19 protein-coding genes are annotated in these 19,785 nt (G+C 55.0%); 7 read left to right on the top strand and 12 right to left on the bottom strand.

Annotated elements, in window-relative coordinates:
• Nucleotide 1 precedes the first annotated feature (1 nt).
• Both GA0071314_RS07185 and GA0071314_RS07180 read left to right on the top strand, forming a co-directional pair.
• Complete coding sequence (locus GA0071314_RS07185) at nt 2-1,084, top strand: PA0069 family radical SAM protein (protein ID WP_074396005.1); 1,083 nt, start codon at nt 2-4, stop codon at nt 1,082-1,084.
• Nucleotides 1,085-1,123: 39 nt separating this feature from the next.
• Nucleotides 1,124-1,426 (top strand): winged helix-turn-helix domain-containing protein, encoded by a 303-nt coding sequence (locus GA0071314_RS07180; RefSeq protein WP_074396004.1) that lies wholly within the window; start codon nt 1,124-1,126, stop codon nt 1,424-1,426.
• A 36-nt stretch (nt 1,427-1,462) separates the two neighbouring features.
• Here the strand turns inward: GA0071314_RS07180 and GA0071314_RS07175 are convergent, their stop codons facing one another.
• From GA0071314_RS07175 to coxB, 4 genes are read right to left on the bottom strand one after another with little or no spacing between them, the layout of a single operon-like run.
• The gene (locus GA0071314_RS07175) at nt 1,463-3,661 is read right to left on the bottom strand and encodes a heavy metal translocating P-type ATPase (RefSeq protein ID WP_074396003.1); all 2,199 of its coding nucleotides are present in this window, start codon (nt 3,659-3,661) and stop codon (nt 1,463-1,465) included.
• Nucleotides 3,652-4,008 (bottom strand): hypothetical protein, encoded by a 357-nt coding sequence (locus GA0071314_RS07170; protein WP_082934215.1) that lies wholly within the window; start codon nt 4,006-4,008, stop codon nt 3,652-3,654. Before GA0071314_RS07170 ends, GA0071314_RS07175 begins: the two co-directional genes overlap by 10 nt.
• 5 nt (nt 4,009-4,013) lie before the next feature.
• Nucleotides 4,014-6,554, bottom strand: coding sequence for a cytochrome c oxidase subunit I (gene ctaD, locus GA0071314_RS07165; protein ID WP_074396002.1), 2,541 nt, complete (start codon nt 6,552-6,554; stop codon nt 4,014-4,016).
• A complete protein-coding gene (gene coxB / locus GA0071314_RS07160; protein ID WP_231896527.1) occupies nt 6,551-7,525 on the bottom strand; it encodes a cytochrome c oxidase subunit II in 975 nt (324 codons plus the stop codon). Before coxB ends, ctaD begins: the two co-directional genes overlap by 4 nt.
• A 105-nt stretch (nt 7,526-7,630) precedes the next feature.
• Here coxB and GA0071314_RS07155 point away from each other — a divergent pair, with 105 nt between their 5' ends.
• Complete coding sequence (locus tag GA0071314_RS07155; protein WP_074396001.1) at nt 7,631-8,092, top strand: DUF2231 domain-containing protein; 462 nt, start codon at nt 7,631-7,633, stop codon at nt 8,090-8,092.
• Between the two features lie 10 nt (nt 8,093-8,102).
• Here the strand turns inward: GA0071314_RS07155 and GA0071314_RS07150 are convergent, their stop codons facing one another.
• From GA0071314_RS07150 to GA0071314_RS07115, 8 genes are all read right to left on the bottom strand, one after another.
• Complete coding sequence (locus tag GA0071314_RS07150) at nt 8,103-8,528, bottom strand: CopD family protein (protein ID WP_074396000.1); 426 nt, start codon at nt 8,526-8,528, stop codon at nt 8,103-8,105.
• A gap of 79 nt (nt 8,529-8,607) precedes the next feature.
• Entirely contained in the window at nt 8,608-9,453 is an 846-nt protein-coding gene (locus GA0071314_RS07145) for a DUF2797 domain-containing protein (RefSeq protein ID WP_074395999.1), read from the bottom strand.
• Nucleotides 9,437-9,721, bottom strand: coding sequence for a YeaC family protein (locus tag GA0071314_RS07140; RefSeq protein WP_074395998.1), 285 nt, complete (start codon nt 9,719-9,721; stop codon nt 9,437-9,439). Before GA0071314_RS07140 ends, GA0071314_RS07145 begins: the two co-directional genes overlap by 17 nt.
• A gap of 14 nt (nt 9,722-9,735) precedes the next feature.
• Nucleotides 9,736-10,581: a rhomboid family intramembrane serine protease gene (locus GA0071314_RS07135; protein ID WP_074395997.1), complete on the bottom strand. Its 846-nt coding sequence runs from the start codon at nt 10,579-10,581 to the stop codon at nt 9,736-9,738.
• Nucleotides 10,582-10,810: 229 nt separating this feature from the next.
• A complete protein-coding gene (locus GA0071314_RS07130) occupies nt 10,811-11,827 on the bottom strand; it encodes a metallophosphoesterase (RefSeq protein WP_074395996.1) in 1,017 nt (338 codons plus the stop codon).
• A gap of 2 nt (nt 11,828-11,829) precedes the next feature.
• Nucleotides 11,830-12,738: an NAD(+) kinase gene (locus tag GA0071314_RS07125; protein WP_231896526.1), complete on the bottom strand. Its 909-nt coding sequence runs from the start codon at nt 12,736-12,738 to the stop codon at nt 11,830-11,832.
• An 89-nt stretch (nt 12,739-12,827) separates the two neighbouring features.
• Nucleotides 12,828-13,697, bottom strand: coding sequence for a carboxylate/amino acid/amine transporter (locus tag GA0071314_RS07120; protein WP_074395994.1), 870 nt, complete (start codon nt 13,695-13,697; stop codon nt 12,828-12,830).
• Nucleotides 13,698-13,815: 118 nt separating this feature from the next.
• Entirely contained in the window at nt 13,816-14,340 is a 525-nt protein-coding gene (locus tag GA0071314_RS07115; RefSeq protein WP_074395993.1) for a YqaE/Pmp3 family membrane protein, read from the bottom strand.
• A gap of 203 nt (nt 14,341-14,543) precedes the next feature.
• Between GA0071314_RS07115 and GA0071314_RS07110 the strand changes: the two genes are divergently transcribed.
• The 4 genes from GA0071314_RS07110 to putA all read left to right on the top strand — a co-directional run bounded on the left by GA0071314_RS07110 (nt 14,544) and on the right by putA (nt 19,770).
• Nucleotides 14,544-14,951 (top strand): CBS domain-containing protein, encoded by a 408-nt coding sequence (locus tag GA0071314_RS07110; protein ID WP_074395992.1) that lies wholly within the window; start codon nt 14,544-14,546, stop codon nt 14,949-14,951.
• 272 nt (nt 14,952-15,223) lie between these two features.
• Nucleotides 15,224-15,583 (top strand): hypothetical protein, encoded by a 360-nt coding sequence (locus tag GA0071314_RS07105; protein WP_074395991.1) that lies wholly within the window; start codon nt 15,224-15,226, stop codon nt 15,581-15,583.
• 23 nt (nt 15,584-15,606) lie between these two features.
• Nucleotides 15,607-16,434 (top strand): AraC family transcriptional regulator, encoded by an 828-nt coding sequence (locus tag GA0071314_RS07100; RefSeq protein WP_074395990.1) that lies wholly within the window; start codon nt 15,607-15,609, stop codon nt 16,432-16,434.
• 144 nt (nt 16,435-16,578) lie between these two features.
• Complete coding sequence (gene putA, locus GA0071314_RS07095; protein ID WP_074395989.1) at nt 16,579-19,770, top strand: bifunctional proline dehydrogenase/L-glutamate gamma-semialdehyde dehydrogenase PutA; 3,192 nt, start codon at nt 16,579-16,581, stop codon at nt 19,768-19,770.
• The last annotated feature ends 15 nt before the right edge of the window (nt 19,771-19,785 follow it).

Below are 19,785 nucleotides of genomic sequence, written 5' to 3'. Positions count from 1 at the left end.
TATGGCATCTCTTGGCCACCCTTCCCAGCTATCTCCCTATAAAGGGCGCGGGGCGACGTATGACCCGCATAACCGTTTTGCTCCCACCCACAGCGTTGTGGAAGACGACGGCTGGTGGCGGGAGGAATCATCGACGACTATCGCCACCGAGGTGCGCGAGGAAGTGAGCAAAAGCGCGCTGTCCTGGAATAACTCACCGGATTTGCCGTTTGACCGCTCGCTGAATCCGTATCGCGGTTGTGAACATGGCTGTGTTTATTGCTACGCGCGCCCTTCTCATGCCTATTGGGATTTGTCACCTGGGCTCGATTTTGAAACCAAACTGATTGCCCGCAGCGGGTTGGTGGAACGGCTTACCGAGGAGCTTTGCCATCCCCATTACGTTTGCCGACCGATCAACCTTTCGGGCAATACCGACTGCTACCAGCCCCTTGAGGCAAAACACCAAACCACCCGCCGCCTGCTTGAGCTGTTACTGGCATGTCGCCACCCGGTCACTATCGTCACCAAAAGCAGCTTGATATTGCGTGACTTAGAGCTTCTATCAGAAATGGCTGAGCATCGGTTGGTGAGGGTGTTTGTCAGCCTTACCAGCCTGGATGCCAATCTAAAACGCACGCTGGAGCCGCGTACGGCGTCGCCCCAGGCGCGCTTAAAGGTAATCCGCGAACTGAATACCGCGGGTATCCCCGTGGGCACGCTGATCTCGCCGATTATTCCAGGGCTCACCGACCATGAAATCGAGCGTATTTTGGAAGCCGCTAGCCGAGCGGGAGCCCGCACCGCCTCCTGGATGCTGTTGCGCCTGCCCCATGAAGTCGCCCCGTTGTTCGAAGCATGGCTGGAAGCCCACTACCCAGAGCGGGCGGCAAAGGTCATGAGTCTGATTCGTCAGTGCCGGGGCGGGAAAGATTACGATGCGCGCTTTGGCAAGCGCTTTCGCGGTGAAGGGGTGTTTGCCGAGATGATCGGCCAGCGGTTTAAACGCGCCAGCCGCCAATGGAACATGCAGTCACGCACCGAGCAGGGATTGAACACCCATGACTTTCGCCCGCCGCGAGCGCAGGGAGATTTATTCATTTAGACTGGCAGGCAACATTTTCACTGTGTAGAAGGATGCAAAATGTCCGCGCCGCTGAGCAAAACAAAATCGAGTTTTTACCGCCGTCTTTACGTGGCATATTTGATTGACCAGGGGGTTGCCAGCGTGCCGACCCTGATAGAGGCCACCGGCATGCCTCGTCGCACCGCGCAAGACACCATCACCTCGCTTGCCGAGCTGGACATAGAGTGCGTTTTCGAGAAAGACAAAGGCGAGCGACACAACATTGGCCGCTATCGCATTCAAAACTGGGGCGCGATTGACCCTCACTGGGTGGCTAGCCACGCCGAACGGCTTAAGCAAGCGCTTGGGTATTCGCAATAAAGAAGGATAAATAAGGTGGCGCAAGGCTGAGCTGGATTAAGCGCTTCCCTCCGGCTCGGCCCATGCCAGCCGCGCGGCATTGAGCGTAACGCTTAGCGAACTTGCCGCCATGGCGAGTACCGCCACCAACGGTGGTATGGCCATAATCAACACTAGACCCAGCGCCAGCGTATTATAGAACGCTGAAAAGAACAGATTCTGAACCATGATTCGCCGCGTGCGTTTGGCAATACTTAGCAACTTCACTACGCCACCAATACCTGTGGTCATTAGCTGGGCTGAAGCTCCCTCTCGGGCTGCCTCGCTGGCGCTGAGTGGCGCAATACCGACATCTGCCGCGGCCAAGCTCAAGGTATCGTTTAAGCCGTCACCCACATACAGCGTCGGTGATGGCAACCCCTGCAATAATCGCGCTTTAGCTTCAGGCGAGCACTGCGCGTAGCAAGTTTCACGCGTAAGCCCTACCTGTTGAGCTAGCCAACTAACCGCGCCCTGCCGATCGCCGCTGATCATGGCCACCACATAGCCTGACGCTAGCAGGCGTTTCACGCTAGGTTCAGCATCTTGCACAGGTTGGTCGGTTAAATAGAACGTCGCTAACCAGCCTGTCCCATCAGCTATCATCACTTGGGAGGCAAAAGCCATGGTGCCGGTTTCTGCTTGGGCAGGAAGCGTTATGTGTTGGCTGGCAAACCACCGAGCACTGCCTACCGTTAACCACTCACCGCTACTGAGTTGCACATGCCGCCCTTCGCCAGGTGACTCTTTTACTTCAATATTCTGTTGATCGTACTGTCCACGTTGGCTGTCTGACCAGCGCGCTAACGCTTGTGCCAATGGGTGTTCGCTTCCACTCACTGCGGCGCTAAGCTTCTTCTTCAAGGTGGGCTCATCAACGTCATCTCGTGCCTGCCAGTGCAGCACCGCATGGCTGCCGGTCGTCAATGTACCGGTTTTATCCAATGCTACCGAGCGAATCCGCGCCAAGGTTTCAAGCGCCACGGGGTCACGCAGCGCGATGCCTTGCTGCATGGCTTGGCCACTACCCGCAAGGCTTGCTAGCGGCACCGCAAGACCGACCGCGCAGGGGCATGCCACGACCAACACCGAAAGTGCCCGCGCGAACGCCTCTTCCCAGCCCAGCCCCAGTAAAAGCGCTCCAGGCAGCGTAAGCATTGCGAGCAACAGCGCTAGAGGGCTTAGCCAGGCAGCAAAGCGGTCGGCGAGCTTCTGTAGTTCGCCTTTTCTCGCTTGATAGCGCCGCATCTCGTCACACAGTCGATCCAATCGGCGCTTGCCCACTTGAGCACTTACCCGCATCACAATAGGAGTTTTGCCAAGGTAGCGGCAGCCAGCGTATACCGTTTGCCCTGCACTGAAGTGGCGCGGCAAACTTTCACCGGTGAGCGAAGCCGTATCTATCCAACCTGATGTCTCAAGGGTGCCATCCAGTGCTACTAACTCGCCCGGCGATAGTTCAATGCGCATTTCCGTGGACACGTCACCAACGGGTAGCGATTTCCAGGTTTCATCTTGCCAAACCCTTATGTTCACGTCGGGCAGTGCCAGCGCATCCAACGCTTTTAGTCCTCGGTGCCGGCAAAGGGTTTCCACCTGCCGCCCGATTAATAGAAGCACGACCAGCATCACCGCCGTATCGAAATACACCTCAACAGAGCCGCGCCATAAAAGCCATATCGATACGATCACTGCGCTAAACACGCCAAGGCTGACGAGCACATCCATGCCGGGACGTTTGGCGAGCACCGTACGCCACCCCGCGCGATAAAAAGGCACGCCTGCAAACAACACAACGGGCAGTGAAAAGGCCCCTGCTATCCATGCCACCACCACTTCAACTCGTTCACTAGGCAAGGCACCGGCATAAATCAACACTGAGGCGAGCATGGTCCACATGCCAAACAGCGAGCCCACCATGAGCCTGAGGGTAAGATGGCGGCTCTCCTGTTCCAATCGCACGTGCGCATCTACCACCGGCTCCAGAGATCTGAGGCGGTAGCCTAAGCGTTTTACTTGTGGGGCGAGTGCTGAAAGCTGGGTCGCGGCAGGCGTGCCGATAATGCAAAGCGTGGCGCTTGGGTAATGCACGCTAACGTCGTGTACACCGTCAAGCTGTTTGAGGAAGCCTTCTACCGCCTGAGCACAACTGGTGCACCACATACCTTGAAGGGTATAGAGTTGTTCGTCCTCTTGAGCCGCACCACTCACAGGCATGGCGGTATACCTACAATGGGCATCGCCGTAAAAACAACGCCCAAGGCAGAGAAAAGATAGAGCCCAGCGGAAACCACAGCATTAAAGCGCAAGCGCCCCTGATGGTGCTGGGCGATGCGGCAGCACCCCAAGGCGAGTACCGCCAATAAACCAACTGCCATCAAACTAACGACCAGCAGCATAGCGTTAACTAACGTAAAAACGCCCTGCTCTGGGTCAGGAGGCATGGCAGCGCAGGCCACCGCATGCCCCCCGTAAACAGTCACAAACCAAGCGCTCCATAGCGTTAAGCCGATAATGAAATGTATCGGATGGGTTAAATGCAGACGCTTCATCGTGGTTGTCATCGGGCTTAGCCCCCTATCACACGTGGCAACACGGCAAGCGCGCCCACGATGACCCAGAAGGTCACCACGTTATAACGCCACCACTGCGCGACCACCATAGGCTCGAAAGGAACATGAGCCCCTACATAACCATACCCCACACGTAACCCCTGAAGCAGCGTAAGAACGGCACCCAAGCCACCGTGCAGCAACACATAAACCAGCCCCACCATTACCACCGCATCGTGGGTGGTCTCAGTAACCGCGAGATCTGCCGCTAGCAGTACCCATAGCGTGAGCGTTACCTGCAAAGCTCCCAGGGCGCTAATGCAATACATACCGACTGCCAGCCCTACATCGCGCTGCTGACGTAAACCACGTACATGCTTTTCCAGTAACCCAGCACCAACAGTCAGCGCCAATCCGGCAACGATTAACCACACCAATGAGAGCGGCGATGACTCAGGCATTCGCCATTCAGGTGATACCGTCCACAGGTAAAACCAGCCAAATAGATAGGCAAGGAAGAACGAGCCATTAGCGAGCAACGTCACCGACATGGCCCACAGCCCTGGGCCGTCCATGGTGCGCGAATGTAGCGGTGGGTCACCACGGTTAACCTTCGCATCTGGCGCCGCTTTAGGGTGCGCCCCGTTCTCCCACGACCAACGCAGCAGAAATACCCCGGCCACCACCACCGCGAAACCCGCCAATGGATAGAACTTTGTCAGCAAGCTTAAACACACCACGGCCAGCGCCATCGCAGCGAATAAGGGCCACCAAGAATTACCTGGCAGGTGGACGGTTTCTCGCACCTTACCCGTCAGAGGGTCGCTACCCCACATTTCGCGCCGGCCATGGCTAGCCACTGCCAACCCATGCTTACCCTCCATCATAGTGCGTGGCAAATCAGGATCATCCCATAGCGGATGGCGCGTATCGACGTTGGGCAGGCTGACAAAGTTATAGGCGCTCGGCGGCATAGTATTGGCCCACTCCAAGGTATCGGCATTCCATGGGTTATGTTTTGCAGGTTTGCCAAAACGGAAGTGCAGCGCAATATCCAACAGCACCATGGCAATACCGACAGACAAAATGAAGCCACCCATTGACGATATAAGATTGAAAACATCCCAACCCATACCCGTATCATAAGCATAAACCCGGCGCGGCATGCCCTTTAGGCCGGTCCAGTGCATAATCAAAAAGGTGGTATTAAAACCGATAAAAGTGAGCCAAAATCCCCATTTGCCGAGTGCTTCAGACGGCATGCGACCAGAAAACAGGGGTAGCCAGTAGTACAGACCAGCAATCAGCGGAAAGAACATCCCCCCGACCAGAACATAGTGCATGTGCGCCACCACAAAGTGGGTATCGTGTACCTGCCAGTTAAACGGTACTAGCGCCAGCATCACCCCGGTTAAACCACCGCATACAAAAATCACCAGGAACCCTACAATCCAAAGCATCGGCAGTTTCATTTTGGGCTTACCCAGCCACAGCGTAGCCAACCACACAAACACCTGAATCGCTGTGGGTACTGCGACCAACATACTGGCTGCAGAAAAGAACGCTTGAGCCAACTGAGGGATGCCCACCGTGAACATGTGGTGAACCCACAGCCCAAAACTAATAAAGCCGGTGACGAGAATGGCAAAGACCACCCAGCCGTAGCCGACAATAGGACGACCGGCAAAGACCGGAATCAGCGTAGAGACAATACCCGCCGCCGGTAAGAAAATAATGTAAACCTCAGGGTGACCAAATAGCCAAAAAAGGTGCTGCCAAAGAATCGGGTCACCACCCCCGGCGACATCGAAAAACGGCATGCCTACCGCACGCTCAAGCTCTAAAAGAATACTGCCAAGGATCAAGGGTGGAAAACCGACGACAATCATCAGCGCCATGGCGAGGATGTACCACGCAAATAGCGGCATTTTATGCAACGCCATTCCTTGGGTCCGCGTGCGTAGAATCGAAACCACAAGCTCGACCCCCGCAGAAAGCGCCGAGATTTCTACAAAAGTGATGCCTAACAGCCAGAAATCTGAGCCCAAACCAGGTGAATACTCACTGCTACTCAGTGGCGTATACATAAACCAGCCGCTATCAGGCGCCATTTCCAGCACCAAACTAAACGTTACAATGATGCCGCCAAACAAATAGCACCAGTAGCCGAGTGAGGTTAGCCTTGGACAAACCAGGTCACGTGCACCGATCATCTTAGGGATCATATAAATCGCTAACCCTTCAAGTACCGGGATAGCAAACAGGAACATCATCACCGTGCCATGCATGGTGGTCACTTGGTTATAAATATCCGGTGTCATGAAGCCCTGGCCAGGCAGTGCCAACTGGGCACGCACCAGCATGGCCAGCATGCCGCCCATCAAAAAGAACACCATTCCGGTAACCATAAACCTCAGGCCGAGGGTGGTGTGGTTCACGATAGTCAGCGCTTTCAAACCACGCGGATTGCCCCATATTTCATGTAAATCATTGTGCAAGCCCTGCGGGTCTTCAGGTACATCCCCTGGCGGAGTAACGTCTCGGTTGATAGGCGTCATGGGGTTAGCGTCTCCAGCCAATCACCCAGGTTTTCCAAGGTGTCCGTTTCAATATCATCCTGAGGTGGCATTTTGTTGCCCGGCTTTAGGCGTTGATGATGCTGTAGCCAGTGGGCCACCGCGCCTTCTTCCATGGGCATAACGCCAGCCCCCAAGTTAGTTCGACTGCCCAGGTCAGAAAGATCAGGCCCTTCTCCAGCGTTTGAGAGCCCCGCCACCCGGTGGCAACTGGCGCAATGGGTCGTAAAGGCCTCCCTGGCAGATTCATGCGATTGGCCATTTGCCGCTAACGATGCCAATTCATCCGTTTGACGAGCCGCCAACCACGCTTCGTATTCTTCGCGTTCAACGGCTTCTACATGAAGATGCATGTGGGCGTGGCCTACGCCACAAAGCTCGGCGCACTGAGCACCAAATACCGCTGGTTCATCTGCTTCCAAGCGGATTTTATTAACGCGCCCAGGGATCATATCGATTTTGCCGCCCAGCCGTGGCACCCAGAAGGCGTGGATCACATCGGCACCGGTGACGTGAAAATCAACTGGCTCACCCGCTGGCATGATCAGTTGGTTAGAGGTCACCACCTCGCCTCCTTCCGCCCCGGGGTAGCGCACCTCCCACCACCATTGATGACCCATCACCTCAATCACTTCCGGTGGATCGCTCAATGGCAGCGTTAACATTCGCTGCCCAGTTGGGACCCCAAAGGTTAACAGCGCGGTAATACTGGCTACCGGAAGTATAATCCCGCCGCCGATGATCCAGCATCGCGCTATACGGCGCTCCTGAGCAGGCGTGCGTATTGTCTCTTTGCGCTTGAAAGCATAAAGCCAAAAGCTGGTGACCGTGATCAATACAGCGGTGCCAAAACCCAGCATCACCCACCAGACCAGCGCCACATCTCGCGCTGCCTGGCCTGCAGGGTCTAGAATAGAGTTATCGCCAGCGCAACCGACCAACAGCATCCCCATCAATGCTGCTAACGGTGTGGTAAGCCGGTTGACCCGCTGCGGGATTAAGCGTTGGATACTTAGCGTTACCCCTTGAATTGCTTTTCGTGCACAAAGGAAGTGACTATGGCAAAAACTCGCCAACGCTCGATCACTAGCCGCGCGGCTATCGCCGGGCACCCACTGCATCCCGTGATGATTCATTTTCCCGTTGCAGCATTGTTGGGTCTGGTCGCCAGCGATATTGGCTTTTTGCTGAGCGGCGATCCCTTTTGGTTGCGCGCCAGTTTGTGGCTGGCGGGCGTGGGCGCTTTTGGTGGCTGGATAGCCAGTACGGCAGGTATTATTGACTTGGTCACCGTGCCGCGTATTCGCCGCCTGATTACCGGCTGGAGCCATGCCATTGTAGCGGTAGTAATGCTTTCGCTGGCGTCGCTGAACTGGCTGTTGCGCTTTAACGACCTCAACGCGGTTTGGCCGTGGGGGCTGGCCATATCGCTGATCACCGCTGGTTTGATCGCCGTGGCGGGTCTTCTGGGTGGGCAACTGGTGTATGAACACGCGGTGGGGGTCGACGTTGAGGATTAGCGCCATGGTGTTAGCTCCAATCCATCGGTTTGGCTAACACAAATGCTAGCACGCTTAGAATACCCGCCAATGCCACGCACAGCGCGGACCAGTTGGCGGGCTTTACCCAGCGATAATGCCCCCTTTCAAGACGCAGTATTAACCAGCCAAAACAGCCGTGGGCGGCGACCATGGCCACCACCGAGCCCAGTTTTAAGACTAACCATCCCCCCAGTAAACCGTTAACCAGAAATAATAGCGTTCCAGAGGCGATAGCCACTAGCGCGGCCGGGGTCGCAATCGAGTTATAAAAGAATCGGGGCATAGGCGGCGTGCCCTTAGCAAACCCCGAGCCCTTGGGTAGCTGCAGGGCTTGACTAAGCAAGGCAGGTAGATAAAGCAGCGAGCCGCACCAAATCACTAGCGCGGCAATATGAAGCAGTTTAAGCCAGGGCATCAAAGCTTCCTTGCATTACTTAAGTCAGGAGCAATAGTTTCCTAAACTTAGTCAAGCAAACGTACCTTGGCTAACCATTTTAAATTACTTGTACTTCATACCCCGTAAATTTACGCAGATTAATCACCCCGGTATCCAACATTAAATACTGGCCTTTGATGCCCTGTAGTAAGCCGCTTACCTCGGGCTGCTTATCAAAATTATGTGAGACGATTTTGCTGGGAAAGGTCGCGACCGGATATTGGAATGCATAATGCTGCGCGTCCAACTCGCGAATGGCATCGGCTCCGTGCTCGCTTTTCAGTTGCCCAAGGCCACTGGCCGTTGCGGCCATGAGACGATCACGTTCGGCTTTTAGATCAAGTTCCACCACGTCGCCTTTGAGCATGGCCCGCCAGTTGGTCCGGTCGCCTACGTGGTCCTTGAAAAGCATCTCGACAAAGCCTGCCTGCTGGCGAGTATCGACTTCCAGAATTGGCAATGCCTGTATAGCGCCCTGGTCCAGCCATCGCGTTGGCATCTGTGTTTTACGCGTAATGCCCACTTTCAAACCCGACGAGTTAGCCAAGTAAACGATATGCGGTTGAAAGCAATGCTGCTGGGCCCACTCGGGTTCACGGCAGGTGCCCTGAAAGTAATGGCAAGTCTCAGGTTTGACGATGCAGGTATCACACTGGGCCAGTCGCTTAAAACAGGGGTAACAATAACCTTGGGCAAAGCTCTTTTTGGTCGCCCGACCGCAATGGGTGCAGGCAATAGCGCCACTCCAGCGCAGCACTAGCGGTGACCCAATCCGCTCATTCAGATCAATGTGATATTCGCCCGCACGCAGCTGGTAGCTGACAGGCCGAGCCTGTGATGAGCCAGGTGCTACCGCCATTTTGCGTAGGCAACCCTGTGCTAGCGCATCAGTCACGCGAAGCATCCTTGGCAAGGCCTGCCATCTCTGGCGAGACACCCTGCCCCGTGGCGCCTGCGCCGCAGGTGCGCTGTTCCAGGTAACCGACACGGTTGGCTTCGGGCACGTTGTTCTCCACCTCAAAGCGCATCACGGCTTCCAAACACAGCTCGGTTTGCTCGGCAGTGAGGTAGCGGCCATCTGGCCACTTGCGCAACTCCACCGCTTGTTTAAGGCTCTGGTAAATGGCCGGGGTCATCTGGTTGATCATTTTGTCGAAGGTCATATCACTCATGCCAAACTCCTCAGTTAAGACCGTAAACGCCGCGCGCTATAATACCAGCCCGTTAGCAGACCGACGATCAATCCGCCAAGATGTGCCTCGTTGGCAACGTTGCCAAAGCCTACCAAACCAGCCATATCGGTCATGGTAAACACCATCCAGCCCAGCATGAACACAACCAGCATTTGCGGGACAAAAAAACCGCTTCGCGGCACCCGGCGCGACATTAGCCAAACGTGCCCCAGCAAGGCATAAACCACCCCCGACATACCGCCAAACAGTACCGTGCCTGTAGCGTATTGGGCCAGATTCGCCAACACGCCCGCCACTACCAACAGCAAGAGCAGCGTACGTCCACCTTGCAAGGCTTCGACCTGACGGCCGAAATACCATACCCACATCAGGTTGAAGATCAGATGCATCCAGCCAAAATGCAGAAATGCTGGCGAAAGCAGGCGCCATATCTGGAAGCTAGAGAGTGTATCCGAGAGCGAACCGTAAGCTAGCTCACCGTTGGCAATACCAATCGGCACGATGGTAAGGGCCACGATAAACAGGTCACCAAAAATCCCTATCAGCGCAAAGACGACCAAACTCACCGCCACCATGGCCACGGTGACCGGTAGACGCTTGAGGATTGATAGCAGCGCGGGGGAACGTTCCGTTGAAGCCTGCTCAGCTAACTCAAGAGGTTCGCCCTGCTGCCAACGGGCAACCAGCGCAAGCAGCGCTTCACGTTGACCTGGATCGGCGACCCAAAGCACCTGGGCATTGTCTTCAGCGGTTATGCGGTGCCCAATGCGATAACGCCAAAGCGCTTTGCGTAATGCCTGAGTATCCGCGTTGGGGGGTAAACGCATCACTGGGTGCATAGGCTTCCTTCGTAATAATAGCGTAGGCCTCGCGGCCAACTTGATAGAGCACGTCTTAGCATGCCTATACGGTGGCTATCATTTCCACCAAAAAAAACCGGCGGAGGGGGCCGCCGGGTAAATAGCAAGGGATCATTCAAGGGAACACCTATTCAGACGGGCGGCGATAGGGTTAGTTCATATGTTTTGCAAAAATTATGTAACGTAATGTATCAAATAATAATTCAAGTTAATCATCGTCATCCACTACCGTATTTAAAACGCTCTGTTCTTCTCTATCCACTTGAATCCAAACGAAATGATCGGCATTTAACTTTTCTTCGCCTTGCCAGCGATAGGCAACCAATCGGCCATACTTCACGGCGCTGTAATCTAAACAGGCAATATTCGCAGTAGGAAGCGCGGGGATGCCCTCACACCAATAGTGTCCAATGAATAATGGCGGCTCGTCTGGGCCGTAATAACTCAGCGTGCTGCGCTCTTCTTGACTCAGCGGTCGCTGCTCTAAATCACCGGGTAAGTTATCGGGCTGGAAAGCGACATCCCCCCAGCATTGTGGCGACGCCGCCCAAAAATGCGTGCGGAAGCTACGCCGCGTAAATCCGTCTCCCGAGTGAATCGCGATGTTGTCTGGCAGCGGAAGATGGCTGCCCCGCGTCAAGCGATCCAAAATGCGAAACGCCTGGGTCGAAGGATCGGTAGATGCCACAAGAAAGGCATCATCCAGGCAGCCGTCCGGGTGATCCCGTTTAAAGTTGGCGATCAATGCGTTGTCCCAGCAGGCGTGCACCACCCGCATGCCATCCTGCTCAATGAACAGCGGGATCGTTTTGAACCACGCAAGCGTATCTTCCCATTCGTTGGTGTGGTCGCGGTACTGCGCCAGCGTGTCTTGAATAATGCGGTTGTGGCGCGGCGTATGCTCGCGTAGCCAGCGTTTATGGCTACCTGGAGGCGCGGGGTGGGTATACGCCAGCGCATTGTATTCATGATTGCCCATGACGATCTGGGCTTCGCCCGCCTCGACCATACGTCGAGCGATAGTCACGGCTAACCGGATACGCGGTCCACGATCAATGAGGTCCCCTAAGAAGATAACCCGCCGACGCGGGTGGCGATATACTCCGCTGCGTTGGCGATAACCAAGCTTTTCGAGCAGCGCCGCAAGCGTTGCCCCGCAGCCATGCACATCCCCAATCAGATCATAGCCTTCAAACCCCGGCTTGGCGGCGATTTGGTTGACCATACTCAGTCTCCCAACCGATTGCTCCAGCCAAGCTTACTGCGCAGCACCTCATAAAAATTGTGCCCAATGGGATGCACCAACTGAACTCGTTCTGGCTTCCGGGTAATCACCACTACGTCATCTGGCTTGGCGACCGACCGCGTTTGCCCATCGCAGCTTACATGAGGATAAGATTGATTGGTCTCGCCGATGTGCAGGCGAATTTCGCTAGCCGCATCAATCACGATGGGCCGGCTTGAGAGGGTGTGGGGAAACATCGGCACCAAGGTAACCACATCCAGCTTGGGATGCATGATTGGCCCGCCGCCGGATAACGCGTAGGCCGTCGAGCCCGTGGGGGTAGCAATAATCAAACCATCACTACGCTGGCTGTAGACGAACTGTCCGTCGATGAACAGCTCAAATTCAATCATACGCACCGCTTTGCCAGGGTGAACAACAACTTCATTGAGCGCCTCGCCAGAGCCCACCATCACGCCATTGCGGTAAAGCGCCATGTCTAGCAGGAACCGCTCTTCCAACTCGAACTCACCGGCCAGCACTTCACCAACGCGGGTTTCCAGTTCGGCCGGTGAGATGTCAGTTAAAAAGCCCAGCCGCCCTCGATTGACGCCTAAAATCAGCGTACCGCTATGGCAAAGCGTCCGGGCCGCGCCCAGCAGACTGCCATCGCCGCCGACCACAATCACCAGGTCACACATCTCACCCAGAGCACGGCGACTGGCCTCGGGCTGACCATGGTGCGGGATCACCGTTGCTGTACGATCCTCGACCAGTACGCGGTAGCGATGCTCAACCAGGTAATTGACTAAGCGCTGCAGCGAGTCGATGACTTTATCGCTGCCCAGTCGGCCAATTAACCCGATGGTATTAAATGGCCGACCCGACTCCTTTGGTATATTCGATGGCACAGCAGCTTCCTGAACATGATGGGTCATGGGCCGACTCGGATAAGATCAGCCCCCATTATGGCGAGGGGAAGTAGCTCGGGCAAATGGACTTAGGCAGGGTGCACCCGCTGGCGTTGCCGCCACCAATGATTCAGCCATAAAGAAGCGGCCAAAATACCCGCCCCGAGTAGTAACCGAGACATATCAGCCTCGCGGTTCCAGATCAATAGATTGACGGCTAGCCCTGCGGGAATCAACGCGTTATTCATAACCGCCAAGCTACCCGCGTCCACCCGGGTGGCCCCTTGATTCCAGGCAAAGTAACCCACGCCTGACGCCACCAGGCCTAGCCAGGCCAATACACCCCACTGTACGCCAGTGGTGGGTAAAGCAGCGCCATCGCCAAACAGTAAAAAGGCCGGCAGCGCAATCACCATGGCACCGATAAAAAACCAGCCAAACACATTATGCCAGGGTAAATCGGCGGGTAAGTCAGCGGCCAGGCGCCGGTAACCAACCTGGCCAATAGCAAAGCACAGATTAGCTCCTTGAACGACCAAAAACCCCATCCAAAAACCACCATCAACCCCGTCGTAGCGAATAACCGCGGCGCCAATCACCGCCAGGATAGCGCTTAACAGATAGATCGGCGTGAAACGACCAAACATCAGGTCGTCAAGCAGTGCGATATAGATAGGCGTAAAAATGGTAAACAGCAGAACTTCAGGCACCGACAACAATAGGAACGACTGATAAAAGAACGTGTACATAATGCCCAGCTGAATGGCGCCCAACGCCATAAGCGCCAAACGTTGCTTACCCTTCAAAAGACGCGGCCGTAAGAACGGTAAAAAAACCAAGGCGGCAAGCCCTACCCGGAGTAGTACTGCAAAATAGCTGTCGACCTGCCCCGCCAAGTAAACGCCTATCAGTGAAAAAGAAAACGCCCACAGTACGGTGACACCGACGAGATACGCCATGGTAAACCCCAGCTTTTATAAAAGTTGACGCGAATTATACGTACCGTATCGCCGTTGCCAATGACCTTTAAGCAAAAAACTGTGGGATCGCCAGAGGGGCAACGTTTAAAAGCTGGTCTTAAATCTCTCGACGCAACCAGGCCAGCGCGTACACAACCCCCGGCACCCATACACACAGTGTCAGTAACGTTGCGATGGACACGCGCCGCCCTCCCCCTTCCGTCAAGGCCACTGCTAACGGTGGTAATAGCACGGCCAGCGCAAAATAAGCGGCTTTAACCGATCCAGGCAGCGCCTTGGCCGGGGGAGGCTGAATGCTGGGTTCGTTGCCACCGGTGTTTTCAGGGGTAAAAAATTCAACGCTGTTATCGCCAGACGGCACTGTTTCTGCTTTGACCTGATCGTTCGCTGTCGCTTTGCGATGGGCGTCCTTGTCGATTTTTTGCGCCAAGGTATCAGCATCGTGTGCCAAATCATCGTGATAGCGCTCCCATTCTTCCCAGTCATGGGGCGTACCCGACTTAGGCCGTTTTTGCCCAGCCCCGCGCGCGCGCTCCCAGGCTTTTTCTTCCAGCGTGTTGGGACGGTCGGCATCTCGATCTAACGGTACGCCTTTGCGGTTCAAATATTCACGTGCGTCCATATTCTCTCCTCCTTACGCTACGCCACCCGGTCATTCGACCTATTCAATATGACAATTGCGGCGTCCGCTGTTCTTTAACAAGCGCTTTTATAGCGTTGAATTATACAGTTGGATGATCATCGCATCTGCACGTGAATCACCTAGAGTAAATAGTGCGACGGCTAGTTAAACAATCGTCACGCTCACGCTTAAGGAGAGTCACTATGCCAAAACCTACGCCTCACACCGTGCGCGATATCATGTCCCGCGATTGCTACCGTGTCTCACCCGAGATGTCGATTACCACGTTGGCCCAGGGGCTTGCGTTGCACCGTTTGCCGGGTGCGCCAGTAGTCGATCGTCACGACAATTTAATCGGATTTATCTCAGAGCAGGATGTATTGGGCCGGGTTCTCGACAGCATTTATCATGACGATGAGGCGCCCTTGGTCAGAGAGATGATGCGCAATGAAGTGCTCAGCGTTACCCCGGCAAAAAGTATTACCGATTTAGCCCAAGAGATGCTTGGGGCGAAACCCAAAATCTACCCAGTGGTCGAACAACGACGCCTAGTGGGAATTGTCACACGACGAGATATCCTTGTCGCGCTACTGACCATTCGCCGCCACTAAACCAACTATCGTGGCGATGTGCTAGGCGGTTCAACGTCGTCACGTCATAAAATCGAGGCAAAAAAAACCGCTACTCATGGAGCAGCGGAAGCAAGGGATCAAAACAATAAGCTAAGCAACACCATTAACGACTGCTATCGCTGCATTGCTTGTACACTCTATGACACGCTGTGCTGGAAAAGTTCGAAAATAAGTAAAATTTTCGTTTAGAAAGGTCTGAACGGTATACTTAACGCCCGGTGATTTGTCGCTCAACCCCAAGGGAGCTCTGCATGGCACTTTATCTTTTGGTCTTTGGGGTGTGTTTCGTGGTGATTGGCAGTGTCGTCGCTGTATTGATGACCTCGCGCACGCCCAGATACCGCACTGAACCGAAAGATCTGCTAGCGCTGTTTGACAAAGCGCTGGCCAGCCAGGTTAGCGAAACGGAATGGAACGCACTAATCGGTTACCCAATCCGACATAGCGACTATTTAGAAGGGGTGCGGCGACGGGCATCCCATTTAATGGAAGAACATGGCAGACGTTGGCAGCTGGCTCAAGGCAAACCCTTGCTCAACGACGAGGGGCAAGCAGAGCTACAAGCCTTACGCGATCACTTAGCCGCCCATACCGCACTCCATGCACATTAACGCAGGTGGCGACGGAGGTTCCTATGCCCAGTACAATTCGTCGAATTCCTTTGGAAAGCGCTACGCGCCACCATTCCCATGATTTTCATCAGATCGTTATTACCCTGTGTGGTGCCTCGGAGTTTGAGATCGAGGGATTAGGCGGCCGGGTCAACGCATTTTCGGGCTGTATTGTGCCCGCCAATCATGAGCACTACTATTCAGGCAGCGGCTATAACCGACAGCTGATTTTGGATTTACCCGAAGATGCCCCCGCGCTAACCGGTGAGCAGCGCGAGCTGGTGGCACTGTTCGATGCACCTCGCTTTTTTGCCCTGGATGACTCGCTACGCCATTACCTTGCGTTCATGGAAAGTGAACTGGGCCAAACCGCCTCTCCCACTATTACACCTTTCCAACACGACCGTCTGGCGGCCACGTTTTTAGGCGCGCTTAAGGCGCGTTTAGGTAATGATCCCAGCCCCCCCTCGCGCCGCCTTAACATGCGACACCTTGACCGCTTCATTCAGCAACATATGGCCGATGACCTGCGCGTCGCCGATCTTGCCAAACTGGTGTGCTTAAGCGAAGCGCATTTTTCGGAACGGTTTCGTCAACAGACAGGCCTCTCGCCCTGGCAATACGTCAAGCGCCAACGGTTGCATGCTGCCCACCAGCTTGTGGTGCAAAGCCATTTATCGCTGACCGACATAGCGCTGCAAACCGGCTTTGCCAACCAAAGTGCGTTGTCACATGCGTTTCGCCGTGGCTATGGTCTCTCTCCCCGCCAGCTTCGCCAAACCCATTCGTCCTTCGGCTCGTTAAAAGGACGCGCCTCTGGGACGCTGGCAGAGCCTGCCAAACTCAACTAAAGTCGTAAAAACAGTGAACTTGCCACGAATTTGACACGTTTTCCCGCGAAAACGGCATACACCGACGGCTAGTGCGCTCTACATTCGAGCGTTATCTCAGGCTTTACGTCCTGTTACCCATCTGTTCCGACTTTGGGGGCTTCGATGCTCAACGCCAAGACACTGCGTGACCCGGCCATCTGGCAAACCGACCTCGCTACCTTAATGGATCGTATCAGCGACCATTACGTGGTGGATGAAGAAAGCTTTGTTGGCGAATTGATGACTCTGCTCGACGTTGACCGCGACGACTTTACCCGAATCGAAGCCAACACTGCTGCGCTCGTCCGCGACGTACGTAAAATGGATACGGCGGTTGATACGATTGATGAGTTACTGCAGCAATACAGTTTGGATACCCATGAAGGCCTGATGCTCATGTGCCTGGCGGAAGCCATGCTGCGTATTCCCGATAAAGCCACCGCTGATGCGCTGATTGAGGACAAGCTTGGCCCTGCCGACTGGCAGTCGCATATTGGTAAAAGCGAATCCTGGATGGTCAATGCCTCCACCTGGGGCTTATTAATGACCGGCCGTGTCCTCAATATGGATCATCCTCGGGAAGGACAGCCAGCCAACTTCATCAACCGCATGGTTAATCGTATGGGCGAACCCGTTATTCGCCGTGCGATGTACGAAGCCATGAAGATCATGGGCAAGCAGTTTGTCCTGGGGCGCGACATTGACGAAGCCCTAAAACGTTCGAAACCATTGTTTAATAAAGGCTATACGTATTCCTACGATATGCTGGGCGAAGCTGCCCGCACACGGGATGATGCCCAGCGCTACTTTGACGATTACGCCCGCGCGATTGCGCAAGTGGGCAAAACATGTAAAAGCCTAGGCGACAAAACCCCGGCCCCATCGGTCTCGATTAAGCTTTCAGCGCTTCACCCTCGCTATGAATTCGGCCGCCGTGAGCAGATTTTAGTCGAGCTTGTCGATAGCGTAATAAAGCTGGTCTCTAAAGCTCGCGAGCTAAACGTGGCTGTTACCATCGACGCCGAAGAGATCGACCGTCTAGAACTGTCACTTGAAGTATTTCGCGCGGTATATGAAAGCGACGCCGTCAAAGGCTGGGGCCACTTTGGTCTAGTGGTTCAGGCATACTCCAAGCGCGCGCTACCGGTGCTGCATTACATTAACCGACTTGCTGAGCAGCAAGGGGACGAAATTCCGTTGCGTTTGGTGAAAGGCGCCTACTGGGATACAGAAATCAAAGAATCCCAGCAGTTGGGTGTGGAAGGCTACCCGGTTTTTACCCGCAAGGCGGCCACCGATGTGGCTTACCTGGCCTGCGCCCAGTTCTTGCTATCCAATGACACCGCAGGGCGTATTTTCCCACAGTTTGCCACTCACAATGCGCATACCATCACCACCATCTTGGAGTTGGCGCATCGCACCAGTCGCCCATTTGAATTCCAGCGCCTACATGGCATGGGTGAAGCGCTTTACGAGGCTGCTCTTGAGCGCGCTCCCAAAGGGACCTACTGCCGCATTTATGCACCGGTGGGGGCCCATAAAGACTTGTTACCTTATCTAGTACGTCGCTTGCTTGAGAATGGCGCTAACTCCTCGTTCGTACACCAACTGGTCGACCCCGACGTGCCGGTTGAATCCCTCTGCCAACATCCGGTAGATACGCTTCGCCAGCAACCGTCGTTAGTCAACCCGCTTATCCCCCTGCCTAAAGATATCTACGGCCCAAAACGGCTTAACTCTCGTGGCGTTAATTTGAATATTCGCAGTCACTATTATCCGCTCATGGAGGAAATGGCTACCTTCATGGACAAACAGTACCCGACCAAACCGCTGCTGGCGTTTGACGTCGGCGATGACGCCGCCAACACGCATAAGGTCACATCGCCCTATGATCGCCGCCAAACCGTAGGCAGCGTGCAATGGACCAGTAAAGAGCAAGCCGCCAAGGCAGTGGACGCCGCCTGGAATGCCTTTCCCCGTTGGGACGCCACACCGGTTGTCGAACGCGCCGCCATTATCCGGCGGCTGGGCGACTTGATGGAAGAACACATGCCGGAACTTATGACGCTGTGTTCCCGGGAAGGCGGCAAACTGCTGACCGACGGTGTTGATGAAATCAAGGAAGCCGTGGACTTTTGCCGCTACTACGCCATGCGTGCAGAAGAATCGTTTGGCGAGCCAATCGAATTACCCGGCCCGACGGGAGAATCTAATCAGTTATTGATGGGGGGCAAGGGTGTGTTTGCGGCGATTAGCCCCTGGAACTTCCCGGTGGCTATTTTCTGCGGTCAGGTTGTGGCCGCCGCGGTAGCGGGCAACACCGTACTGGCCAAGCCCGCCGAACAAACCTCCATTGTGGCCCACCGTGTCATCGAGTTACTGCATGAAGCCGGCATGCCCCGCGACGTGGTGCAGCTACTACCAGGTGATGGCCCAACAGTAGGCAGCGTGCTGACGTCTGACCCACGGATTACCGGCGTGGTATTCACCGGCGGGACGGATACTGCACAGATCATCAACCGTGCCCTGGCAGCGCGGGAGAACGCACCACTGCCGACCTTGATCGCTGAAACCGGCGGAATGAATGCCATGATCGTCGACTCGACCGCCCTGCCCGAGCAAGTCGTGGTAGACGTGATTCAGTCGGCATTCCAGAGTGCGGGGCAGCGTTGCTCGGCGCTACGCGTTTTATATTTGCAGGACGATGTGGCCGATCGAGTTATCGAGATTCTTAAAGGGGCAATGAGCGAACTGCATATTGGCGACCCTCGAGACCTTGGTACCGATGTCGGGCCGGTCATCGACGAAGACGCCCGCAAAGGTTTGCTTGAGCACATCGAAAAACTCAAGGCTGAGAACCGCCTTGTGGCGGAAACGCCGATGGCGTCTGAGCATACCCGCAATGGCACCTTTGTGGCCCCCGCTGCCTTCGTCATCGACAGCATCGACTCACTCACCCGCGAACAGTTTGGCCCAATCCTACACATCGTGCGTTACAAGGCCAGTGAACTCGACCAAGTCATTAACCACATCAACGGACGGGGATATGGCCTGACGTTTGGGGTACATAGCCGCAATGAATCCTTTGCCGCTGAAATAGCTCAGAAAATGCGAGTCGGCAACGTTTACATCAACCGCAATATCATCGGTGCTGTGGTGGGTGTACAACCCTTTGGTGGCCAAGGGCTGTCAGGCACGGGCCCGAAAGCCGGTGGGCCGAATTACCTACAGCGTTTTGTTACCGAAAAAACCATTACCAATAACACCGCTGCCCTAGGGGGCAATGCGTCGCTATTGGCACTGGGCGATGAGTAAGCCGCTCGTCACACT

It is taken from the genome of Halomonas sp. HL-93 (assembly GCF_900086985.1).
Classification (GTDB): Bacteria; Pseudomonadota; Gammaproteobacteria; order Pseudomonadales; family Halomonadaceae; genus Vreelandella.
Note: the sequence above shows the minus strand (reverse complement) of the source record. Positions and strands in the feature narration are given on the sequence as shown.

Excerpts from the sequence above, each read along its gene's own strand:
- GA0071314_RS07185 (WP_074396005.1), top strand. The coding sequence starts at position 2 with ATGGCATCTCTTGGCCACCCTTCCCAGCTATCTCCCTATAAAGGGCGC.
- GA0071314_RS07180 (WP_074396004.1), top strand. The coding sequence starts at position 1,124 with ATGTCCGCGCCGCTGAGCAAAACAAAATCGAGTTTTTACCGCCGTCTT.
- GA0071314_RS07175 (WP_074396003.1), bottom strand. The coding sequence starts at position 3,661 with ATGCCTGTGAGTGGTGCGGCTCAAGAGGACGAACAACTCTATACCCTT.
- GA0071314_RS07170 (WP_082934215.1), bottom strand. The coding sequence starts at position 4,008 with ATGACAACCACGATGAAGCGTCTGCATTTAACCCATCCGATACATTTC.
- ctaD (WP_074396002.1), bottom strand. The coding sequence starts at position 6,554 with ATGACGCCTATCAACCGAGACGTTACTCCGCCAGGGGATGTACCTGAA.
- coxB (WP_231896527.1), bottom strand. The coding sequence starts at position 7,525 with ATGGGGATGCTGTTGGTCGGTTGCGCTGGCGATAACTCTATTCTAGAC.
- GA0071314_RS07155 (WP_074396001.1), top strand. The coding sequence starts at position 7,631 with ATGGCAAAAACTCGCCAACGCTCGATCACTAGCCGCGCGGCTATCGCC.
- GA0071314_RS07150 (WP_074396000.1), bottom strand. The coding sequence starts at position 8,528 with ATGCCCTGGCTTAAACTGCTTCATATTGCCGCGCTAGTGATTTGGTGC.
- GA0071314_RS07145 (WP_074395999.1), bottom strand. The coding sequence starts at position 9,453 with ATGCTTCGCGTGACTGATGCGCTAGCACAGGGTTGCCTACGCAAAATG.
- GA0071314_RS07140 (WP_074395998.1), bottom strand. The coding sequence starts at position 9,721 with ATGAGTGATATGACCTTCGACAAAATGATCAACCAGATGACCCCGGCC.
- GA0071314_RS07135 (WP_074395997.1), bottom strand. The coding sequence starts at position 10,581 with ATGCACCCAGTGATGCGTTTACCCCCCAACGCGGATACTCAGGCATTA.
- GA0071314_RS07130 (WP_074395996.1), bottom strand. The coding sequence starts at position 11,827 with ATGGTCAACCAAATCGCCGCCAAGCCGGGGTTTGAAGGCTATGATCTG.
- GA0071314_RS07120 (WP_074395994.1), bottom strand. The coding sequence starts at position 13,697 with ATGGCGTATCTCGTCGGTGTCACCGTACTGTGGGCGTTTTCTTTTTCA.
- GA0071314_RS07115 (WP_074395993.1), bottom strand. The coding sequence starts at position 14,340 with ATGGACGCACGTGAATATTTGAACCGCAAAGGCGTACCGTTAGATCGA.
- GA0071314_RS07110 (WP_074395992.1), top strand. The coding sequence starts at position 14,544 with ATGCCAAAACCTACGCCTCACACCGTGCGCGATATCATGTCCCGCGAT.
- GA0071314_RS07105 (WP_074395991.1), top strand. The coding sequence starts at position 15,224 with ATGGCACTTTATCTTTTGGTCTTTGGGGTGTGTTTCGTGGTGATTGGC.
- GA0071314_RS07100 (WP_074395990.1), top strand. The coding sequence starts at position 15,607 with ATGCCCAGTACAATTCGTCGAATTCCTTTGGAAAGCGCTACGCGCCAC.
- putA (WP_074395989.1), top strand. The coding sequence starts at position 16,579 with ATGCTCAACGCCAAGACACTGCGTGACCCGGCCATCTGGCAAACCGAC.